The sequence below is a fragment of the Nitrospira sp. genome (assembly GCA_024998565.1).
Classification (GTDB): Bacteria; Nitrospirota; Nitrospiria; order Nitrospirales; family Nitrospiraceae; genus Nitrospira_A.
Genome location: JACOEM010000009.1, coordinates 1 through 21303 on the forward strand (window position 1 = coordinate 1; position 21303 = coordinate 21303).

22 protein-coding genes are annotated in these 21303 nt (G+C 58.8%); 16 read left to right on the forward strand and 6 right to left on the reverse strand.

The features are described 5' to 3' along the window. On the reverse strand, positions 1–661 hold a 661-nt coding region (locus H8K11_14455), incomplete at its 3' end, for a 23S rRNA (adenine(2503)-C(2))-methyltransferase RlmN (GenBank protein MCS6264953.1). A gap of 111 nt (positions 662–772) precedes the next feature. Between H8K11_14455 and H8K11_14460 the strand changes: the two genes are divergently transcribed. The 9 genes from H8K11_14460 (at position 773) to H8K11_14500 (ending at position 10195) form a co-directional block, all read left to right on the forward strand. Then, a complete protein-coding gene (locus H8K11_14460) occupies positions 773–3010 on the forward strand; it encodes a transglycosylase SLT domain-containing protein (GenBank protein ID MCS6264954.1) in 2238 nt (745 codons plus the stop codon). A 94-nt stretch (positions 3011–3104) separates the two neighbouring features. Then, positions 3105–3359, forward strand: coding sequence for a cell division protein ZapB (gene zapB / locus H8K11_14465; protein ID MCS6264955.1), 255 nt, complete (start codon positions 3105–3107; stop codon positions 3357–3359). Beyond that, complete coding sequence (locus tag H8K11_14470; protein ID MCS6264956.1) at positions 3352–3648, forward strand: cell division protein ZapA; 297 nt, start codon at positions 3352–3354, stop codon at positions 3646–3648. The genes zapB and H8K11_14470 overlap by 8 nt, the downstream gene beginning before the upstream one ends. 568 nt (positions 3649–4216) lie before the next feature. Further along, positions 4217–5785 (forward strand): ribonuclease Y, encoded by a 1569-nt coding sequence (gene rny, locus H8K11_14475; GenBank protein MCS6264957.1) that lies wholly within the window; start codon positions 4217–4219, stop codon positions 5783–5785. Between the two features lie 10 nt (positions 5786–5795). Beyond that, entirely contained in the window at positions 5796–6575 is a 780-nt protein-coding gene (locus H8K11_14480) for a TIGR00282 family metallophosphoesterase (GenBank protein ID MCS6264958.1), read from the forward strand. A 37-nt stretch (positions 6576–6612) separates the two neighbouring features. After that, positions 6613–7971 carry an exodeoxyribonuclease VII large subunit gene (locus H8K11_14485; GenBank protein ID MCS6264959.1) on the forward strand — a complete coding sequence of 453 codons (1359 nt, stop codon included), beginning with the start codon at positions 6613–6615 and terminating at the stop codon, positions 7969–7971. 58 nt (positions 7972–8029) lie between these two features. Continuing rightward, positions 8030–8278, forward strand: a complete 249-nt coding sequence (gene xseB, locus H8K11_14490; GenBank protein ID MCS6264960.1) for an exodeoxyribonuclease VII small subunit — start codon at positions 8030–8032, stop codon at positions 8276–8278. A 66-nt stretch (positions 8279–8344) separates the two neighbouring features. Beyond that, complete coding sequence (locus tag H8K11_14495; protein ID MCS6264961.1) at positions 8345–9100, forward strand: TlyA family RNA methyltransferase; 756 nt, start codon at positions 8345–8347, stop codon at positions 9098–9100. Positions 9101–9271: 171 nt separating this feature from the next. Then, a complete protein-coding gene (locus H8K11_14500; protein ID MCS6264962.1) occupies positions 9272–10195 on the forward strand; it encodes an SDR family oxidoreductase in 924 nt (307 codons plus the stop codon). 9 nt (positions 10196–10204) lie between these two features. On the opposite strand, the gene H8K11_14505 is transcribed toward H8K11_14500, so the two are convergent. Beyond that, complete coding sequence (locus H8K11_14505) at positions 10205–10525, reverse strand: rhodanese (protein MCS6264963.1); 321 nt, start codon at positions 10523–10525, stop codon at positions 10205–10207. Between the two features lie 344 nt (positions 10526–10869). Here H8K11_14505 and H8K11_14510 point away from each other — a divergent pair, with 344 nt between their 5' ends. From H8K11_14510 to H8K11_14520, 3 genes are all read left to right on the forward strand, one after another. Continuing rightward, complete coding sequence (locus H8K11_14510; GenBank protein MCS6264964.1) at positions 10870–11199, forward strand: divalent-cation tolerance protein CutA; 330 nt, start codon at positions 10870–10872, stop codon at positions 11197–11199. Positions 11200–11316: 117 nt separating this feature from the next. After that, entirely contained in the window at positions 11317–12336 is a 1020-nt protein-coding gene (locus H8K11_14515) for a M23 family metallopeptidase (GenBank protein MCS6264965.1), read from the forward strand. 199 nt (positions 12337–12535) lie between these two features. Beyond that, complete coding sequence (locus tag H8K11_14520) at positions 12536–14218, forward strand: formate--tetrahydrofolate ligase (protein ID MCS6264966.1); 1683 nt, start codon at positions 12536–12538, stop codon at positions 14216–14218. A gap of 7 nt (positions 14219–14225) precedes the next feature. On the opposite strand, the gene hflC is transcribed toward H8K11_14520, so the two are convergent. Both hflC and hflK read right to left on the reverse strand, forming a co-directional pair. Beyond that, the gene (hflC, locus tag H8K11_14525; GenBank protein MCS6264967.1) at positions 14226–15086 is read right to left on the reverse strand and encodes a protease modulator HflC; all 861 of its coding nucleotides are present in this window, start codon (positions 15084–15086) and stop codon (positions 14226–14228) included. Further along, on the reverse strand, positions 15083–16120 hold the full coding sequence (gene hflK / locus H8K11_14530; protein ID MCS6264968.1) for an FtsH protease activity modulator HflK: 1038 nt from the start codon (positions 16118–16120) through the stop codon (positions 15083–15085). Before hflK ends, hflC begins: the two co-directional genes overlap by 4 nt. A 126-nt stretch (positions 16121–16246) precedes the next feature. Between hflK and H8K11_14535 the strand changes: the two genes are divergently transcribed. From H8K11_14535 to H8K11_14550, 4 genes are read left to right on the forward strand one after another with little or no spacing between them, the layout of a single operon-like run. After that, positions 16247–16567 (forward strand): winged helix-turn-helix transcriptional regulator, encoded by a 321-nt coding sequence (locus H8K11_14535; GenBank protein MCS6264969.1) that lies wholly within the window; start codon positions 16247–16249, stop codon positions 16565–16567. 57 nt (positions 16568–16624) lie between these two features. Continuing rightward, entirely contained in the window at positions 16625–17449 is an 825-nt protein-coding gene (locus tag H8K11_14540; protein MCS6264970.1) for an arsenite methyltransferase, read from the forward strand. A gap of 37 nt (positions 17450–17486) precedes the next feature. Continuing rightward, complete coding sequence (gene arsB, locus H8K11_14545) at positions 17487–18581, forward strand: ACR3 family arsenite efflux transporter (protein MCS6264971.1); 1095 nt, start codon at positions 17487–17489, stop codon at positions 18579–18581. Continuing rightward, complete coding sequence (locus tag H8K11_14550; GenBank protein ID MCS6264972.1) at positions 18578–19018, forward strand: arsenate reductase ArsC; 441 nt, start codon at positions 18578–18580, stop codon at positions 19016–19018. The genes arsB and H8K11_14550 overlap by 4 nt, the downstream gene beginning before the upstream one ends. Here the strand turns inward: H8K11_14550 and arsS are convergent. Beyond that, complete coding sequence (gene arsS, locus H8K11_14555; protein ID MCS6264973.1) at positions 19015–20052, reverse strand: arsenosugar biosynthesis radical SAM protein ArsS; 1038 nt, start codon at positions 20050–20052, stop codon at positions 19015–19017. The genes H8K11_14550 and arsS overlap by 4 nt on opposite strands. 31 nt (positions 20053–20083) lie before the next feature. Next, positions 20084–21271 (reverse strand): methyltransferase domain-containing protein, encoded by a 1188-nt coding sequence (locus tag H8K11_14560; GenBank protein MCS6264974.1) that lies wholly within the window; start codon positions 21269–21271, stop codon positions 20084–20086. Between the last annotated feature and the right edge of the window lie 32 nt (positions 21272–21303).

The window sequence follows — 21303 nt, forward strand, 5'->3', positions numbered from 1 at the left end:
CATTAAAAAAGAGGTTCACCTTGAGGGGGGCTACATCCTTGATCCGCGAAGCCAGACCGGCGGTGGAGATCGTGATGCGGCGGCCCGAGAAGCCCAGGCCCCAGGTTTGGTTGGTGAGGCGGGCGACGGCATCGGCCACGGCATCCAGGTTGGCGAGGGGCTCGCCCATACCCATGAAGACCAGGTTGGTCAGCCGGTGGCCCTCCTGCAAATGGTCCTGGGCGAGGAGGACCTGGTCGATGATCTCATGCGCGCGCAGGTTACGTTGGAGTCCCAGCGTACCGGTCAGACAGAATCCACAATCGAGCGTGCAGCCGACCTGCGTGGACAGGCAGAGGGTGAGCCGGTCCTCGTCGGGGATGAGCACGCACTCGACTTGGTTGCCGTCGGCCAGTGTGAGCACAAATTTCTTGGTGCCATCCTGCGAGGAAAAGATCTGGACCGCTGAAGTCCGTTCGATACTGCTGCTGCCGGTCAGGTACTCGCGGTCTTTCTGCGAGAGATTGCTCATCTCGGCGAACGTGCGGGCACGTTCCTGATAGAGCCAGCGCAGGATTTGCGACGCGCGATAGGCCGGCCATCCGAGTGACGCGACGAAGGCGGCCATCCCGCTTTCGGTCAGGGCCAGCAGATTGGTGCGACTCTCGGTCTGTTGGAGCATACCGGAGCCTAGCACAGGGAAAAAACTTGTGACAAGCAAGGCGAACGTGGTCGCGTTTCTACGGCGTTCAGCTATAATAAGCCCGGTTCACCCTCTTCTCAGGATGAGAATGTGACCGCACTTCCCTGGCGGATCAGCTTGTCGGCTCTTGCCGTGTGGTCTGTGCTGTCGAGCCTGTTCTTGACGGCCACAGCCGAGTCACCGCGCCCCCTGCCCGTTGCCGCTTCACCCTGCGTCTCTGCGGAAGATTGTTTTCGTTCCGCCGTGGCGCTCAATGAACGTTCGGGCTCGCCCGTTCAACGCGATCAAACGATGATGCTGAAGATCGACCAGCTGCGGTCGGTGATGGATCTCTATCCTTCCACGATCTGGGCCAAGAGAGCCGGGGTGGTGCTGGGCGTGTTGCTGATCGAGCGCGAGCCGGTCGAAGCGGCACAACGGTTGCGGGCCGTGCAGTCCGACTTGCCGGTGCTCGACGACTATCTCCGCCTGTGGATCGGGGAATCGTTGCTGAAGCAGAACGAGCCGATCCAGGCCGCCGAATTGCTGGAGACAATCCCCAAGGTCGTGCCGGATTCAAACCTGATTGCCAAAGCTGCCTACAGAACAGGCGAAGCCTGGTATAGCGCTAACGTGTGCTTCCGGGCGGTGGACTGGCTGGGGCGCGCTGTGGTGCTTGCGGAGAAGGATCCGGCGGCTCCGTTGGCGTTGTGGCACCAGGCTGAGTGCCACATCCGGGAGAATCGACTACCGGAGGCGCGCACCGCGTTGAAGCAACTCTGGCTTCGGTATCCCCATTCGCCTGAAGCACGAGAGGCGAAAGCCCGGTTGGATACCGCCCTGGGTGGAGAATCCTGGGTGCCGACGGCCGACGATCATTGGATTCGCGCACAGGCCTTTCTCGGGCTGGCCATGCAAGTCGAGTCGGTTGAGGAACTCCGCCGCTTTCTCACGATGGCTCCCGGGCACCCCCGCCGCTTCGACGCCCGCTTGAAGTTGGGAGTGGCCTATGTCCGGCTCAAGCAATATGACCAGGCTCGTGAGACGTTTCGTTCGTTAGTGGCGGATCGGGTGCAGGAATCGTCCGAGGCCACAGTATGGTTGGCCCGGGTCTATCTGCGGCAGAGTCAGGGCGACAAACTCATCGGCTTGGCGCGATCGGTCGTGCAGGGGGCCCTGGGGGGCGACCAGCGGGCGATGGTGCATCTTTTCGCCGGGGTGTGGTTGGAGGATCAGGGGCAGTTCGATGAGGCGATCGGGATGTTCCGGCAGGTGGCGAAGTTGGGAGACTCGGCGAGCCAGCGCGCGGAAGGTCTGTGGCGTGCCGGGTGGGCGCAATACCGGACGGCCCGCTATCGGGATGCCGCTGAGACCTTTCGTTCCGTTGTGGAGTTGCATGTCAATGGCTTTGAGCCCCAGGCGATGTATTGGGCGGCACGGGCGGACGAACGTGAAAAAAACACCACGGCCGCCGATCAATACGTGCGCCTCTGTCAGCGGCACGCATACAGTTACTATTGCCAATTGGCTGCACGGCGAGTTTCGTTGCCGCCGGTCACCCCGGTTGCGACAGAAGCGGAACGCCCGGTGGGCGATGAGGCGTCACCGTTGCCGCAGAATCGGCGTCCTGAAATCGAACGGCACGTGGTCTATCAACGCGGCATCGAGCTCAAAATATTGGGGTTCGCCCAGGATGCGGCTCGCGAACTCGGCTCTCTCACAGAGCAATATAGTCGTGACCCTGAGGTGTTGCTGGCCTTCTCAACCTTGCTCAGCGAGGTGGGGGCGTACCACCCGGCCTTACGCGTCGCAAAAGTTCACTTTAAGGACAAGCTGGAACGTAGCGGTTTGCCGACGGCACCGTCCCTGTGGACCGTAGCCTACCCGACCGGCCTGCTTCCGACGATCACCGCGCAGGGCGTCACTGCGGTGGACCCCTACCTGGCTGCCGCGATCATCCGTGAGGAGAGCCAATACGATGAAAAGGCCGTCTCGGTGGTGGGAGCCGTGGGGTTGATGCAGTTGATGCCGGTCACGGCGAATGCCGTGGCGCAGCGGTACGGGTTTCCCGCAGTCGGACGGGAAGAACTGTTCGACCAGGAAACGAACATTCGGCTGGGGGTGCGGTATCTGGGGCAGTTGCTCGAGCAATACGGCGGGAATCTGGCCCATGCGGTCGCGGCCTACAACGCCGGTCCGATTGCCGTGAACAATTGGATTGCGGTGCATCGAGGACGGGAGCAGGATGAGTTCGTGGAACTCATTCCGTATCAGGAAACGCGGTTGTACGTGAAACGGGTCTTGCGCAGCTATGGAGAATATCGCCGTCTCCATAACGGCACGTCGTAGCGGGGCCGTTTTCTTGACAAGCCGGAGCGAACTTTCTATATTTCGCCCCCGTCACCCAACGTGTTCGACCACCACTTTGATATGAGGAAATACCATGACTTTAGATCGTCTCGACGCCCTTGAAATTCGGATTCGCGATTTGGTGAAGCTCGTGCAGGATCTCAAACGGAAAAACGCTTCATTGGAAGACGATCTTCGGCTGGCGCGTGAACGGGTTGCAGTGCGTGATGACGAAAACCGACGCTGGGAACAGGAGCGGATCGATATCCGTTCTCGGATCGAGAAGGTCCTGGGTGAGATCGATCTGTTGGAGTGCCTGGATGAACCCAAGGAGGTGGCTGTTGACTAAGACCATTGACGTGGAGATCTATGGCCAGCGGTACAGCATCAATGGGGAAGCAGACGAGTCGTACGTGAAGCAATTGGCCGATATGGTCGATAAGCAGATGAAGCAGGTGGCGGCCGGCATGCGGTCGGCCACCCCGGCCAAGTTGGCCGTCCTTGCCGCATTCAATCTTGCCCACGAGTTGATGGAATCAGAACGAAAATCCCGGCAGGGAGAGGCCGACGCGGATCGTCGCGTGGCCTCACTCATGGAATCGATCGATCAGCAGATGCCGTCCATCCTGTCCCGGTGAGTTTCGCCTTGCTTTCACTGTACTGCTTTGTTATCGTTTCCGTGTTGTATTGACCTGAGGGTCAACAAGAGCAGGAGAGGAAAGGAAGCTTCGAACAAGGACGGAAAATCTGACGACGGTTTTTGAGCGCTAAACATATGGAATCGCTGGTTTTTGTGCTGTTTTTCACAGTAGTCGTGATGGTGTGGATGAGAGAAGGCTCCCAGGCCGGCATGTCTGTTCGACAGGTGTGTTCGCAACGTGTGGCAAGGGGCGGAGAGCAGGTGATTGTAGATGTGGTATGGCCTGCGCTGTGCTCGCAACCTGTGACGATCCCCGACCGGGGGCTTTGGTCTGTGCGCCTTCGACGTGACAGACGTATGGATTCGGGTCGACGTCGACCACTCCTCCACGTGAATTGACGGCGGCGATTCCACGCTTCGTTTCTACTGGCTCAAGAAGTCAGATGTTTCCCCTTCACGCGTAGACATTCCTTTCTCACGCTCCATGCTCCCCCTTTAACACTGGCTGTGATTATTCGCAGGGTGACAGCGTCTACTGTCCCGCTGCCGTAAGGGAGGTGGTTCCCATTTCTCTCAGCGTTGTTGCGTACATTTTTGTCGGATTAGTGGGAGCGGTCCTGGGTGCCGGGCTGTACGAAGTCTTTCGCCGTCGGTCGGCGTTGGCTCGTCGTGCCGAGGCCGAGGATCAGTCGGCGCAGATCGTTCAATCGGCTCAGCGTGAAGCAGAGAATCTCGTCAAAGAGGCCAAGCTGGAGGCCAAAGATCTGGTCTTTCAGGCCAGGATCGAACTCGAAAAGGAACAAAAGGCGAAGCTTGCCGAAGTTTCCAATTCGGAACGGCGTGTGTCCCAACGGGAAGAGGGACTCGATCGCAAGCTCGGCTTGCTTGAGAAGCGGGATCAGGAAGCGCTCAAGCGTGAGCAGGACTTATTGAAGCGTGAAGAGACACTGGTACAGAAGGACGCGGCCTGCGCGCAGGCGCTGAAACAGCATCGCGAGGCCCTTGAGCGGGTGGCCGGCTTGACGGCTGAGGAAGCGAAGCGGCAACTGATTCAGGATCTGGATAGTCAGGCGCGGTTGGAGGCGGCCGGCCTGGCCAAGCGCCTGCTCGAAGAGGCCAAGGAAAATGCCGACCGGGAGGCGCGGGAAATCATCGCCAGTTCCATCCAGCGTGTGACGCGGGACTACGTGAATGAAGCGACCATCTCGGTGGTGCCGATTGCCAACGATGCCATGAAGGGTCGGATCATCGGTCGGGAAGGGCGGAACATCCGGGCGATCGAGGCGGCGACGGGGATCGACCTCATCATCGATGAGACACCGGAAGCGGTCATCATTTCAGGGTTCGATCCGCTTCGTCGTGAGATCGCGAAGGTCTCGCTTGAGCGGCTGATGCACGACGGCCGAATCCATCCGACGCGTATTGAAGAGATCGTCGAAAAGGTGAAGGTCGATATCGAGAAGCTGATGATCGAAGAGGCTGAAAAGGTGATCTTCGAGGTTGGCTTGTCTGATTTTCACCCCGAGTTGGTCAAGGTGTTGGGACGGCTCAAGTATCGAACCAGCTATGGGCAGAATAATCTGTACCATGCGCGGGAAGCGGCCTACATCTGCGGCATCATGGCCTCCGAGTTGAAACTCGACGTGAAGCTCGCCAAACGCGGCGCCTTGTTGCACGATATCGGCAAGGCCGTCAGTCACGAGGAAGAAGGCCCGCATGCCATGCTGGGTGCGGAGATTGCTAAGAAGTACGGCGAAAACGCCAAAGTGGTGAACGCCATTGCGGCGCATCACGAACAGGTTGAGCCTATTTGTCCGGAGACCGTGCTGGTGGCGGCGGCGGAAGCGCTGTCGGCGGCACGCCCGGGGGCCCGCCGTGAAGCGTTGGAGTCGTATGTAAAGCGGCTGGAGAAATTGGAGTCGCTGGCGACTGTCCACAAGGGTGTGCAGAAGGCCTATGCGATTCAAGCCGGTCGTGAGATCCGGGTGATTGTGAAGCAGGAAGATCTGACCGACCCGGAATGTTTTCAGTTGTCGCGGGATCTGGCGAAGAAGATCGAGCAGGAGCTGACGTACCCGGGCCAAATCAAGGTGACGGTGATCCGGGAGAGCCGGTTCGTCGATTTTGCGAAATGAGTACACGGTTATGAAAGTTCTGATGATCGGCGACATCATGGGCGAGCCAGGGCGTCGGTCCGTGGCTCGCCTCCTGCCGAAACTTATCGCCAACCATTCCATCGATGTGGTCGTAGGCAACGGCGAGAATGTGGCCGGCGGGTTCGGTATTACTCCTGACCTGGTGGACGACCTCTTTGATCTCGGGGTGTCGGTCATCACCACGGGGAATCATGCGTGGGACAAGAAGGAAATCCTCGACGTGTTTCCACGTGAGCCGCGTCTCCTGCGTCCTGCGAACTATCCCGCCGGAGTGCCAGGCCGAGGCAGTTATGTGTTTACCACGCCCGGTGGCGAGTCCTTGGGTGTCCTGCATTTGATGGGGCGGGCGTTTATGCCTACGATCGATTGCCCGTTTCAGGTCGCGAAGCGGGAGATTGAGTCTCTCAAGAAGCAGGTTTCGGCGATCGTGGTCGATATGCATGCCGAGGCGACCTCTGAAAAGATGGCGATGGGGCATTACCTGGACGGGTTGGTGACGGTTGTGGCGGGGACGCACACCCATGTGCAGACGGCTGATGAGCAAATCCTGCCGAAAGGCACGGCGTACATTACCGATATCGGTATGACCGGCCCGCTTCATTCGGTGATCGGAATTAAAAAAGAACTGGCGATCGAAAAGTTTCTCACCGGCATGCCGCGGCGCTTTGAAGTGGCCTCGGGTCCCGTCGTGTTCTGTGCGGTATTGATGGAGCTGGATGCCACGCTCGGCAAGGCTGTGTCGATCGAACGGATCCGAGTGGTGGATTGATCTGTTCGCCAAGCTATTTTCTCAGGCTCGGTAAGCTATGACCGGCCACACCCTTCCGCTCCCTCTGCTGCTTTCCGTCTCCGACGTGACGCGACTGATCCGCGATTCCCTGGAAGCCCAGTTCCGGGATATCTGGATCGAAGGCGAAATTACCAACCTTCGCGCCCCGTCTTCCGGACACCTGTATTTCACCTTGAAAGATGAGCAGAGCCAGCTTCGCGGGGTACTCTTTCGGTCCGGGGCCTCACGGCTGCGGTTCACGCTGCAAGAGGGGCTGGCGATTGTCGCGCGCGGACGCATTTCGGTGTACGAGCCGCGGGGCGAGTACCAACTGATCGTTGACTCGCTGGAACCGAAGGGCGTCGGTGCGTTTCAACTGGCGTTCGAGCAACTCAAGGAGCGGTTGGCGCGAGAGGGATTGTTCGACGAGGCGAGAAAGCGTCCTTTGCCTCCCTTCCCGCGCACGGTCGGCGTGGTGACGTCACGCACCGGGGCCGCGGTCCGCGATATTGTGGCAGTCCTCCGTCGCCGCTGTCCGGTCGCGAATATTCTCATCGCTCCCGTGCCGGTTCAGGGCGAGGGAGCTGCCGAGCACATTGCGGAAGCGATCACGACGTTAAGCGGAATGCCCCAGGTTGAGGTGATGATCGTCGGGCGTGGAGGGGGCGCCTCAGAGGACTTGTGGGCGTTCAACGAAGAAGTGGTCGTTCGCGCCATTGTGCAGTCGAAGGTTCCGATCGTGTCTGCGGTAGGGCACGAAATCGACGTGACCCTTGCAGACTTTGCCGCGGACTATCGGGCCCCGACTCCTTCGGCCGCAGCCGAGGCGGTCGTTCCCGTGCTGGAAGACATCGTCGAGCGATTAGGTGAGACCTCGAATCGTCTGGATCGAATCGTGCGCACTTTGTTGGAGATGCAGCGTCATCGATTCGAGCGTTCGGTCGGAGTGATGCGTGATATGCGCTTTCGAGTGCAGGCGCATGCTCAGCGTCTCGATGAATTGCGAGAGGGTTTGACGCGCACGCTCACCGAACGGTTGACTCTGCTCCACCGCGGGATGGTGGAACGCCAACATGCTTTGCTGGCTCAAGGACCGCACCGCCGGATTCAGACCGCGCTGGTGGTGATCCCGCAACTGTATAAACGGTTGGAGCAGGAAGCCAGACGGGGACTTATGTCCAGGCGGCAAGCGGTTGCGTCCTACATGATGGCTTTGGACGCTCTCAGTCCATTGGCGATCTTAAGCCGCGGGTATAGCGTCATCCAGGCCATTCCGTCCGGGCGGATCGTCCGGCTGGCGTCAGAGGTGGCGGTGGGGGATGTGGTGCAGGCGCGGCTGGCCGAGGGGCGGCTGTTGTGTCACGTCAATGAGGTGCTGCCGCCTTCGCTGCCTTGACCTCACCGGTGGGGCAGGCAATAATGTTTCGTTTGATGGATGAGCAAGGGAGTCTGTTGTGGCTGCCGTGAAGTTTGAATATGCAATGGCACGATTGGAAACGATTGTTGCTGAGCTTGAAAAGGGCGATCTTCCTCTCGATGACTCGCTGAAGATTTTCGAGGAGGGGATTCGGTTGTCCAAGACCTGCCTGAAGATGCTGGAGGATGCCGAGCGGAAGGTTGAAATCTTGGTGCAAGAGAAGGACGGCAAGAAGCGGATTCAAGCGTTTTCTCCCGGTGAGGATGAGCCGGAGCGCCCTCAGTAACCGCCTGATCGATGCACGGGCTATCACAGGGCCCGTGTCTGTCGCAGTTAAACTTCCACACAGCCTATGAGCCAGAAATTACGCCCAGAGCGGGAACGGCTGGATCGCGTGCTGGTCAGCCGAGGGCTGGTTGCCAGTCGCGAAGACGCGGCTCGACTCATCCTGGCCGGCCTCGTGCGTGTGGACGGGGTGGTGGTTGATAAGGCGGCGAAACCGATCTTGTCGGATGCGAAGGTGGAGCTGACCGGGCCGGGGTCGCCCTATGTCGGGCGCGGGGGAGAGAAGTTAGCCGGCGCGCTGGATCAATTTCAGGTCGATCCGAAAGGGATGATCTGCTTCGACGTCGGGTGCTCGACCGGAGGATTTACCGATTGTCTGCTGCAGCGAGGCGCCGCGTGCGTCTATGCGGTCGATGTGGGGTATGGCCAGTTTGAGTGGCGTCTACGGCAGGATCCACGCGTGGTGCTTATGGAGCGGACCAACATCCGGTATCTTGAGCCGGGTGCCATCCGGGATCCGATCGATTTGATTGTCATCGATGTGTCGTTTATCTCACTGACCCTTGTGCTGCCTTGTGTTGTGCCTTACCTCACTGAGTCTGGGTTTGTGATCACGTTGATCAAGCCGCAGTTTGAAGTGGGAAAAGGCCTTGTCGGACGGGGTGGGATCGTTCGTGATGATGGTTTGCGGGAAGGGGCGGCCGACAAAGTGGTGGCGTGCGCGCAGCAGTTGGGGCTGGAGTTGGCGGATCGAATGGAATCGCCCATCGAGGGCCGAAAGGGCAATCGGGAGATCCTGGCCTGGTTTCGGCGCAGAGCGTGAGGCGTGCGAGTATGGATATCCGTGGGTCTGTGGCGGGTTTCGTACGGGGCGTTCACGCGCAAGGGCAACACGAAAACACTTTGCGGAAGCCTGCAGAAGGTGTAGGCTGACCTTCAATTGTTCGGTCAAGGGAGCGGTACATCCGCAGACGAAGGAGAGGCGAGGAGACGTATGAAAGTCTTGGTCACGGGGGGCGCAGGGTTCATCGGGTCACATGTCGTGGATCGTTTGCTCCAGGAGGGGCATGATGTTGTGGTGGTCGATAATCTTGTCACAGGAAAGCGGAAAAACGTCCCCAAGGCGGCCCAATTCTACAAGCTGGATATAGAAAATCCCAAGCTGGAACGGATTTTTCGCAATGAACGGCCGTCGATCGTGTTCCACCTCGCCGCGCAGATGAACGTGCGGCGTTCGGTCGAAGATCCGATGTTCGATGCGCAGGTCAATGTGCTCGGGACGCTCAATGTGCTGGAGCAAGCGTCGAAACATGGCGCGCGCAAGGTCATCTTCTCCTCATCCGGCGGGGCGATCTATGGCGAGCAGCTGGCCTTTCCCGCGCCGGAAACCCACATCACCCAGCCACTGTCCCCTTACGGTATCAGCAAGTTATGCGGGGAGCATTATCTTGGCTACTACCACCGGTTGAGTGGCATTCAGGTGGTCAGTCTGCGATATGCCAATGTGTACGGCCCGCGGCAGGATCCGGAGGGTGAGGCAGGAGTTGTTGCCATTTTCATTCAAAAGATGCTGCGTGGCGAACAGGCGGTGGTCAACGGAAACGGGCGTCAGACTCGCGATTTTGTGTTTGTCGAGGACGTGGTGGAGTCGAATTTGATGGCGATGGGTCCCGAGGTGGAGGGCGTGTACAACGTGGGCACCGGAATCGAGACGTCCGTGAACGACCTCTTCAAAATCGTCGTGGATTTAACCAAGGTAGAGTTTAAGGAAGTGCATGGCCCGGCCAAGCGAGGCGAGCAAGCCAGAAGCGTCATCGACTCCACAAAGCTCCACCGTGACCTTGGGTGGGAACCGAAGGTCGATCTGCGCGAGGGACTGCGGCGGACGGTCGAATATTTCCGCGATGGGCTCAGGTAACCGTTTAAGCTAATAGCGGGGCACGGATGGGTCTACCTGAGTAGACCAGGCATCGATGCCTCCGATCAGGTTTTTCACTTTTCCGAAGCCCTGCTGCAGCAGAAACCCTGTCGCGTCCGCACTTCTCATCCCGTGGTGGCACACAGCGACAATCTCAGCGTCACGGTCAAGTTTGCCAAGAGATTGCTGCAGGGTCGCCAGCGGGACCAGGATGGATCCCTCCAACTTGGCGATGGCATATTCCCATGGCTCCCGGACGTCTACCAGCACCAGCTTGTCGCCTTTATCCAGCCTCGACTTGAGATCCTTAGGGGTAATCGTGAAACTCATTAGTGCACCTCCATCTATACGGTCGGATCATAAGGAGCTGTAAAATGGGTGTCAACTCTGGTGTGGTCGGCCACCTGTCGCACGGGGTCTGAGCTCAAGACTTAGCGGTTTCCGACCGAAGCGTAGGGATGAGAGGAAGAGGGCTGGGCCAGGCAATCGGTCGGCAGGTCACGCTTCTGGAGATGGTCGTTTTTTGTCGAATTGTGCAAATCCTGCCTAGTTTCTTGGGCGTAATCGGCATATAGATGGGGTAAAATTCTGCCCTAAGTGCTTGATAACTGAAGCGCAAATAGCATTCGCCGTTTTGTGTCGGCACGCAATTTGCTTGGACTTATGGGGGAGATGTGGGAGCGAACGGTTCTGAGGTAGTGGTGTTTGTGACCGCGGCAACGGCCGAGGAGGCAGAAAGACTCGGGCGGATTATTGTGGAGTCCAGACTTGCCGCCTGCGCGAATGTCTTAAATGGCGTTCGATCGATCTTCCGTTGGGAGAATAAGATCAACGTCGAAAATGAGTGTCTGATGCTCATCAAAACAACCCTGGAGCGATACCCGGAGCTCGAAGTAGTCATTCGCCGGCACCATAGCTATACCATCCCTGAGATCATCGCACTCCCGGTCATTGCGGGATCGGCGCCCTACCTAAAATGGGTCAGGGATGAGGCTCGTAAGTAGTTGATTCTAATAGCGTAATTTTTGAAAACAAAGGGTTGACCATCGCGCCAGAGATCAGTACACTGCAAAAGTCAGTGGCTGAATTCTTGGTTGAATCCGTGAAGGGGAGAGCGTCCTATGAGCCAACAAGCGGCCGAAACAAGTGATGCCTATACTGTGGTGGTCTTCCGGGGGTCTTCCTCCAAGCCGTTGCGGTTTAGTTTTCCACGGAAATTCGTGCGCAAGCTCCTGATCCTGGCTGCGATCCTGGTCGTGGCGGATTTGCTCGTTATCTCTCATTATGTGATTCGGACCGGAGAGGTTTGGCAATTGTCGGCGTTCCGGGCAGAAGCCATGGGCGCGCGTGAGCAGACGGCTGCATTTTCCGCCGCGATTGATGACCTCAAGAAGCGTCTTTCTGCTATGGGAGAGGTGAATCAACGGCTTCGGGTCATGCTGGGAATTGACGCCAGCAAGCCGGCTGGGGATTTGGCGAACGGACGGGGCGGCGAGGACGGTCCATTGCCGGATGGAAAAACCGGTGTGCAAGGGGGTGGATCAGCCACTTCCGGGCTGGAACCGAGACAGCAGGTCTCCGAAGTGCGTGATGTCAATCAGTCCGAAGTTGATTATGCTGCGGAGAGTATTGAGGAGGCGACACAGCAGGTCCGCGAAAGCCTTGATGCGCTCGTCCGGGAGGCCAAGCAACAGGAGGAAGCCCTTGAAAGCCTGACTCAAGTTGCCGAGCAGCGCTCAACTCAGTGGGCGTCAACTCCTTCCATCTGGCCTGTGCGCGGGTGGGTGACCTCGGCGTTTGGTCCGCGGGTTTCGCCATTCACCGAAAAGCCGGCCTGGCATGACGGTCTGGATATCGGTGCTCAAGCAAATTCCCCCGTCCAGGCTCCGGCGCTCGGGCGTGTCGTCACCGTGGCCTTTGACTCGAAAATGGGCAATATGGTCAAGCTGGACCATGGCTATGGGATTGAGACGGTCTATGGACACCTTGCCAAGTCGTTGGTGAAAGAAGGGCAGCGAGTAAAGCGTGGTGATGTGGTCGCGCTTGTTGGCAGCACCGGGCTTTCCACGGGACCGCATCTCCACTATATGGTCAAGAAGAACGGCCAAGCGTTGGATCCGACCAAGTTTATTCTCGACTAGTCTGTTCGCGTTCCTTCCGGATTTCGAATGAAGTGTGCCTGTTTCCTTCCTCTTTCTCCGTCATAATCCCCAACTACCCGGGTTAAGGTCCAGCGCTCCCCATCCCTGTCCTACCACGCCTCTGCGTCCGGTGACTTCGTCGAATGCCGTGGTATACTCCGCCCTTTCCTGAAATTCTTGCTGTCACGAGGAACATCGCATGACTGATCTGGAGATAGCCCGTTCCCTTCCTCACAAGCATATATTCGAAGTCGCACAGTCCTTGGGCATTCATTCTGATGATCTCATCCCCTTTGGGCGCTACAAGGCGAAGATCGCCCCCACGCTGGGTGAACGAATCCAGAACAGACCGCTGGGACGATACATCCTGGTTACGGCGATCAATCCAACGCCTCTTGGCGAGGGCAAGACTACGACTTCAATCGGGCTGAGCATGGGGTTGTGCCGGTTAGGCCATCGGGCCGCCGTCACGCTCAGACAGCCTTCTTTGGGACCGGTCTTCGGAATCAAGGGGGGCGGTACCGGAGGCGGGAGAGCCCAGGTCCACCCGATGGAAGATATCAACCTGCATTTCACCGGCGATGCGCATGCCGTCTCTGCGAGCCACAATCTTCTTTCCGCATTTGTCGATAATCATCTGTTTCACGGCAATACGCTCAAGGTCGATCCGAACGGGATTAGATGGCCTCGCACGCTTGGGGTGAGTGATCGCGCACTTCGCGACATTCTCCTGGGAGAGGAAGCCGGGCGGCGGCCTGGAAAGTTTGTGATTACGGAGGCATCGGAAGTCATGGCAGTGCTGGCCCTGGCAACCGACCATGCAGATCTGCGCCAACGCCTCGGGAGAATTCTGGTGGGCCTGACAGAGGGCGGACAGATGGTCCGTGCTGAGGAATTTGGCTGTGCCGGCTCCATGGCCGTCTTGCTGAAGGATGCCTTGTTGCCGAATCTCGTGCAGACCCTGGAAGGAACTCCGGCATTCGTTCATGCCGGACCGTTCGGCAATATCGCGCACGGGAACTGTTCGATTGTCTCCGATCGGTTGGCATTACGTTGCGCAGACTATGTGGTGACTGAAGCTGGATTCGGGAGTGATTTGGGCGCGGAAAAGTTCTTCAATATTAAATGCCGTGCGTCCGGTCTTCGTCCGGATGCCGGGGTCGTGGTGGCGACCTTGCGTGCGCTCAAGCTTCATGGCGGTGGAGGAATCGTGAAATCCGGTGCTCCGCTGCCTCCCGGTGTGACGGGACCGAATCAGGCGGCACTGGAGCAGGGCTTTGCCAACCTCGAACAGCATATCGCCAATGTCCTGGCGCATGGAGTGCCGGTGGTGGTCGCAGTAAACGCGTTCAAGGATGATTCAGCCGAAGAGCTGAACTGGGTGTGTGAACGGGCATTGGCGGCAGGCGCGTCAGCGGCTGCGGTGTCGACCCATTGGTCCGATGGCGGGCGGGGAGCCGAGGAACTGGCCCGGGCGGTCGTCAAGGTCGCTGCCCAAGGTACGCAATTCAATCATCTGTATGAGGTGACCTCGCCCATCAAAAAGAAGATTGAGGCCATCGCCACCACGATCTATGGGGCGGCCGGCGTGTCATTCTCGCCTCAAGCGGAGCGGGACGTAGAGCTGGCGACACGATTGGGATTCGATCGACTGCCCATTTGTATGGCGAAGACCCCGCTTTCGCTCTCGCACGACCCGGCGGTGAAGGGACGGCCCTCCGGGTTCACGGTGCCGATTCAGGAGTTGCGGATTCTGGCCGGGGCCGGGTTTCTCACCGCGGTCTGCTCAGGCATTCAGTTGATGCCGGGTCTGCCGAAGAAGCCTGCCGGGGAACGGATCGATGTCGATCCACAGTCGGGTCAAATTGTGGGCCTACAGTAGCGGCGTGTTAACGTTGTTTCAGGTACCGGAAGAATTCTGATTCGGGACTGACGAGGATGGTGGTCTTGTCCTTGAGGGTCTTGCGATAGGCTTCCATGGTACGAGTAAACTCGAAGAAATGTGGATCCTGGCGATAGGCATCGGCATAGATGCGGAACGCTTTGGCATCTCCGCCTCCGCGCAATTCCTCTGATTCTCGATAGGCCTCTGCGAGGATGATCTCCCGATCTTTCTCCGCCTCCGACTTGATCTTCTGCGCCTCTTCCGCGCCTTCTGCGCGGTACTGCTTCGCTTGTCGCTCCCGCTCGGCTTGCATACGCGAGAACACGGCCTTTTCATTCTGCTCAGGCAGGTCGGCTCGTTTAATCCGCACGTCCTGGATTTCGATGCCATAGGCAGACGCTTTTTCGTTGGCGCGTTGGGTGACCACGGCCATGAGCTGCGCACGGGCCGATGAGACGATTTCCGCCAGATCGTGCCGGCCTAATTCCACCCGCAGTTCCGAATAAATAATATCGTGCAACCGCTGGAGCGCGCCGCGCTGACTTTGGAATGCCTGATACACCTTCAGCGGGTCGGTGATCCGCCACTTCGCAAAATTATCGAGCAGCAGGGTTTTCTTGTCCTGGGTAATGACGTCCTGCGCATTGGAGTCGTAGTCCAGAAGGCGCTTGTCGAAGTAGGTGACTTCTTCGATGAACGGCATTTTGAGGTAGAGACCCCCTTCGGTGACGTTCCGGACCGGTTTCCCGAGCTGGACCACGATGGCATTCTGGGTGACATCGACGATGTAAAACGGCGATGCACCGAGGACGAGCAGCCCGAGAACAATGCCGACAAATGCCAGGATAAATCCTTGCTTGCTCATGGCGTGCGCTCCTGTGTCGAGCCGGACGGGGCCGGTTTGGAGAACCGATCGAGCGGCAGATACGGCAGCGCCCGGTCCGCCCCTTTGCCGTCCAGGACAAATTTATCGATGTGGGGGAGCACGTCTTCAAGGGTCTCGATATAGATCCGCTTGCTGATAATGTCTTTCGCCTGGTTGTATTCTTTCAGTGTCGCGAGGAATCGATTGGATTCGCCCTGGGAGCGGTTGAGCCGCGCCTGCGCATACCCTTTGGCCTGGTTCACCAACTGAGCCGCTTCACCCTTGGCTTTGGGGGTAATATCGTTGCGATAGCCCTGAGCCTGGTTGATCAGCTTTTCACGGTCTTCCTTGGCGTTGGTGACGTCCTTGAACGCGGCGGCCACGGCTTCGGGCGGGTCGACATCCTGCAACTGGACGGCGGCAACCTGCACGCCGGTCCTATAGTCGTCGAGGATGTGTTGGAGAAGTTCCTGCGTGTCGTTCTGGATTTGTGCTTTGCCCGTAGTGAGAGCTTCATCGATTTTGCTCTTGCCGATCACTTCCCGCATAGAGGCTTCAGCTGCCTTCCCGATGGTCTCGTCGATATCGGCCACATTGAAGAGGTACTCGCGCGAACTTTTGATTTTATATTGGACGATAAATTCAATTGCCAGAATGTTCATGTCGCCGGTCAGCATCAAGGCTTCTTGCGGCACCATCTGCTGGCGGCCTTGGCGATCCTTTCGAAATCCGATCTCCACCCGGTGAAGCTTCGCGACCTTCGGTTGCAAGACGCTTTCGATGATGGGAATCTTCATGTGTGGGCCCGGATCCACAACGCGCACGGGGATACCGAAGCGTTTCACCACGCCTTCTTCGTCCGGTGCCACAATAAAGGCACTTTGCCAGATGAGGAAGACCGTGAAGGCGACAAGAAGAAGATTGCGGAAACCGCCGGTAGGTAACAGATTGCGAAGTTGGCCCTGGGCCTGCTTAAAGGCCTGATCCAAATCGTCGCCCTTCTTGCTCCAAGGGTCTTTGGGGTCCCAGACCATGTAGTGGCTCAATTCAGTGAGGGTGGCAATGTCGCCAGCGGATCACCTTAGCAAAGTGAGGACCGTCGAGCAACACATAAAGGCGGCCGGTTGACTTATCAAGATTCGTTGATATATATTTTTGTCATGAAGGGAAGCACGGTGCGAAATCCAGCGCGGGCGGCGGAGTTGTTTCACGCGCTTGCGGACCCGACGCGATTGGAGATTCTGGACGAGCTGAAAGAGGGCGAGTGCTGTGTGTGCGAACTGACGGATCGCCTGCAGGCGGGGCAGTCGCGGCTCTCCTTTCATCTGAAGGTACTTAAGGACGCCGGAATGATCTTGGATCGACGAGAGGGCCGATGGATGTACTACTCCGTGAACGCCGACGCCCTTGCCGAGCTCGATGACCTCGTCGATTCGCTCAAGCAGGCGAAGCGGGCGCGCCGCGCCACCGACTGCTGTTGATTTTTTTTCTGTCTAATAGATCAATGAATCTTGATGAATAAAAGAGGAGGCGACGAAATGGACGCACAAGCGATTCGAGAGCTGGTCAAGGAGAAATACGGTGAAGCGGCCGCTAGAGCCAAGAGCGGAGGCAGTTCCTGCTGCGGGGCCTCCCCCGCGCTGATGAATGTCGATCCGATCACGTCCAACCTGTATTCAGATCAGGAGCGTCAGGGTTTGCCGGCGGATGCCGTGGCGGCCTCGCTGGGCTGCGGGAATCCAACGGCTCTGGCAGAACTTCATGCCGGTGAGACGGTGTTGGATCTGGGATCCGGCGGCGGCATCGATGTGTTGCTCTCTGCCAAGCGAGTCGGTCCGACGGGGAAAGCCTATGGCTTGGATATGACGGAGCAGATGTTGGCGTTGGCCAGAGAAAATCAGCGCGAAGCCGGCGTGGAGAACGTCGAGTTTCTGAAGGGCGAAATCGAGCACATCCCGCTGCCTGATCGTTCCGTGGATGTGATCATCAGCAATTGCGTCGTGAATTTGTCCGGCGAAAAGGAGCGCGTGCTGGCGGAAGCCTTTCGCGTCCTGCGTCCGGGAGGCCGGCTGGCGTTGTCCGACATTGTAGTGCGAGGGGCGGTTCCCTCGGAGATCCGACGGAATCTCGAATTGTGGGCCGGTTGTGTCGCGGGCGCGTTGGAAGAGACGGAGTATCGGGACATGCTGGCCCAGGCGGGGTTCGTCGAGATCGGAATCGAGCCGACGCGCATCTATCAGGCCGATGACGTGAAGGAATTGCTGGTCGGCACAGACCTCTCCAGTGATCTGCTCGTGGCCCAAGTCGAGGGCAAGTTCATGAGCGCATTCATTCGGGCCAAGAAACCGGCCGTGACGGTCTAACTCCGCCGGGCAGCGCGAGCACGAAGGAGCAGGAGCGATGGAACTCGCATTATCGGTCGGTGCGCCGCAGGTGGCTACGAAGCGGCTGTCGTTCTTTGAGCGGTATCTCACGCTCTGGGTGGCGCTCTGCATGGTGGCCGGTGTGCTGATCGGGCAGGCGGTGCCCGGTTTGGTGTCGAGCCTGCGAGGGGCTGAGATCGGACAGGGCAGCCACATCAATCTGCCGATCGCCGTGCTGATCTGGCTGATGATTGTGCCGATGATGATGAAGGTTGAGTTTGCCTCGGTTCGTGACGTGGGCAAGCGGCCGGTCGGCCTGCTGATTACCCTGTTTGTGAATTGGGTGGTGAAGCCCTTCTCCATGGCGTTCTTTGCCTGGGTGTTTTTCCGGTTCGTCTTCTCAGCCTGGATCTCACCCGCCGAGGCCGACCAATACATCGCGGGCACCATTATCCTGGCTGCGGCGCCCTGCACGGCAATGGTGTTTGTGTGGAGTTACCTGACGGACGGAGACCCCGCGTACACGCTCGTCCAGGTGGCCGTGAACGACCTGATCATGCTCGTGCTGTTTGTTCCGATTGTCGGGTTGCTGGTGAGCGGCGCGTCATCGTTGGCCGTGCCGTTCGACGTGCTGCTCTACTCGGTGGCGATCTTTATCGTCATTCCGTTGGTCATCGGCGCCGGGCTCCGGCTCTGGCTGGTGCGCCGGTATGGGCTGCGGTGGATGGAAGAACTGTTTCTGCCCCGATTCGCGCCGGTGACGATCGCGGCATTGCTCCTCACGTTGGTGTGCATCTTCGCGTTTCAGTCGCAAAACATCCTGGGGAAGACGGTACATGTCGTCCTGATCGCAGTGCCGATTCTCCTGCAGGTCTACATGAATTCCTCGTTGGCCTATGGCCTGATGCATCGCTGGCGGGTTCCCTACGCGATCGCCGCGCCGGGAGCGCTCATCGGTGCCAGCAATTTTTTCGAATTGGCTGTGGCGACCGCCATCGCCCTGTTCGGACCGGAGTCCGGTGCCGCGTTGGCGACGGTGGTCGGGGTGTTGGTGGAAGTGCCGGTCATGTTGTCCGTCTGCAGCGTGTGCAACAAGACCAGGCATTGGTTCAATCAGGAGGTCGGCACATGAAAGCACGAGTGCTATTTCTCTGTACCGGCAACTCCGCGCGCAGTCAGATGGCGGAGGGGTGGTTGCGGCATCTGGCGGGCGATCGGTTTGAGGTGTTCAGCGCGGGCACTCACCCGGTTGGCTTGAACCCTGGCTCGGTCGAAGCGATGGCCGAGGTGGGAATCGACATTGCGGGACATCGGTCAAAACATGTCTCTGAATTTCTGACGCAGCCGTTCGATTACGTCATTACGGTCTGCGACCGGGCCAAAGAGTCCTGCCCGACCTGGCCGGGGCCCACCCATCTGTTGCATTGGAGTTTTGACGATCCGGCGGCAGTCACCGACTCTGACGAAGCCCATCGACAGCTGTTTCGACGAGTTCGCGACGAGATTCTTGGCCAGATCAAGGGTTTCCTGGCTCAGGAGGAAAAGTCACTCGTCTCAGGTCCTTGCTAGGTGACGGCGCCGCCGCAGGAGGAACCGGAGCCGGCTGTGCACCCGTAGCAGTGGTTCCTCGTCACGATCTGCCGATGGTGCAGGCGTGCGGGATCGAAGTCTCGAATGTGTTGTGGGGTTCCCTGCGAGACCGGCAATTCCAGCATCTGATTGAAGTCGCAATCGTAGAGGGTCCCGTCCCATCCGACCGACAGTGTGTAGCGGCACATGACGCCAGCTGCCGCCGCCGGGTTGAAGGCCGCGGCAAGCCGTTCCATGTAGCCTTCGTAGTTGCCGCTTTCGATCAGGAACTCCAGAAATCGGCTGATGGGCATATTGGTGATGGTGTACAGGCGCGTGAAGCTGACGCCGTGACGGGAGGCCAGCTCTTTCCGGAACTTCGCCTCGATCCCTTCCTGCTTCGGCGGAAGAAAGGCGCCGACCGGGTTGTACACCAGGTTGAGCGTCAGTCCACTTCCCTCTTTACCGTAGCCCAGTCGGTTCAATAACCGAAGGGCCTCCATCGATTTGTCGAAAATACCCTCGCCGCGTTGCGCATCCGTCTGTGTCGCCTGATAGGACGGCAGCGATGCAATCACTTCCACGCGGTGCTGCGCGAGAAACTCTCCCAGGTCGGCTTGCGAAGGGATGAGCAGCACGGAAAGATTGCAGCGATCCAGCACCTGACGGCCTAACGATCGGGCCTGTTCGACGAGCCAGCGAAAGTGCGGATTGAGCTCCGGTGCGCCGCCGGTGATATCCACGGTGGGAATATCCGTACGAGCCAGGGCCTGGAGACAGAGGTCGAGGGTGTCTTTCGACATGACCTCCGTCCGGTCAGGTCCCGCGTCGACGTGACAGTGGCGACAGGTTTGGTTACACAGCTTTCCCAGGTTGAGTTGGAACGTCGTGATGCCGGTGGCGTGAAGCGGATAGAGCTCTACCGCATTGAGGGCCGTCTCGAACGGCTGACAGGCCGTCGTCTGGGCCAGGAGTCGCAGCTGCTCCGACGCGGCTGCGAGCGGATCTCGTCGAGCGAGCAGGCTTAGGCCCATCGGATCGATCCCTTCCTCATCGTCAGGCGGCTCAGCAACAACCGCCGGTCGGGCTACAGGCGACTTCCGTGCCGTCCACACCTGCCGAGGCTCGTTGGTAGATCGTGAAGTGAGGGCGATAGGCCTCCTGTGTCAGGACCTGGAGGGTCTTGGAACAAATTTCCAACGGCACGCCGCGGTAGTACTGGTGATGATCGTCGTCCTCGGCACTGATGATTGGCCCGGTGAGAATCGCATAGGCGCCTTGCCAGACACAGGGTTTCTGTTCCGGATGGATTGCGCACCAGCGTGGATCGGTGGCAGCGAGTGTGACGGGCGTAGGGCCGAGAAGGAACAGCGAACGAAGCGGCTCGCTCTGCAACAGTTGCGCGCGTTGGGCGTCGATGCTTTGGGGTACGCCGCGTTCGTACCGTTGGCCCAATTCGTCCGTGACGCTCGAGAAGGGGCCCCGGAGCGTGGCATAGGACGAGGTCTTTTCGTCGGCGATGGCTGGAAACTTGTATCCGGTGAGCGTCACCGAGAGGAAATGGATGCCGTCGATCGACTGCCAGGGCGTGGACTTGATCTGGTGGACGGCGCGAAATCCCGCATCGACCATCCCGCCGATGTAGTCCTGCACCTGCAAGGCGCCGGACAGACAGTCGCCCCACTTGGCTGCGTCATGCACCAGGTATTGCGGCACAACCTGGTCCGACACGATGTCGGAAATCGTAAACCGGCCGCCCGGCTTGATCACGCGGTACATCTCGCGGAAGACCTTTCGCTTGTCGGGCGCTAGATTGATCACACAATTGGAAATAATCAGATCGACGCTGGCGTCCTCCACCGGCATGGCATCGGCCATCCCCTTGCGGAACTCGATATTCGATGTCGCGTAGCCCAGGTTTCCGGCCACGATGGGCGCGTTGCGGCGGGCAATCTCCAGCATGGTGTCCGTCATGTCGATGCCGATGACCCGGCCGGTGGGTCCCACCCGGCGCGCCGCTTCAAAACAATCGATCCCGCCGCCGGAGCCGATATCCAGCACCGTTTCACCCGATTGAACGGTGTTCAGCCCGGCAGGAGTGCCGCAGCCGTAGGAGATGGTTAGGACTTCTTCCGGAACAAACGATTTGAGGTCGGTAAAGTCATACCCGGTCGGGCAACACATCTGTTCGCCGGTTGCAGCCGCCCGCGCATAGCGGTCGCTGACTTTCTGGGTGATATCGTCGATCGGCATGGTCTCCTCACGGTCAATGATTTTTTGCAGGC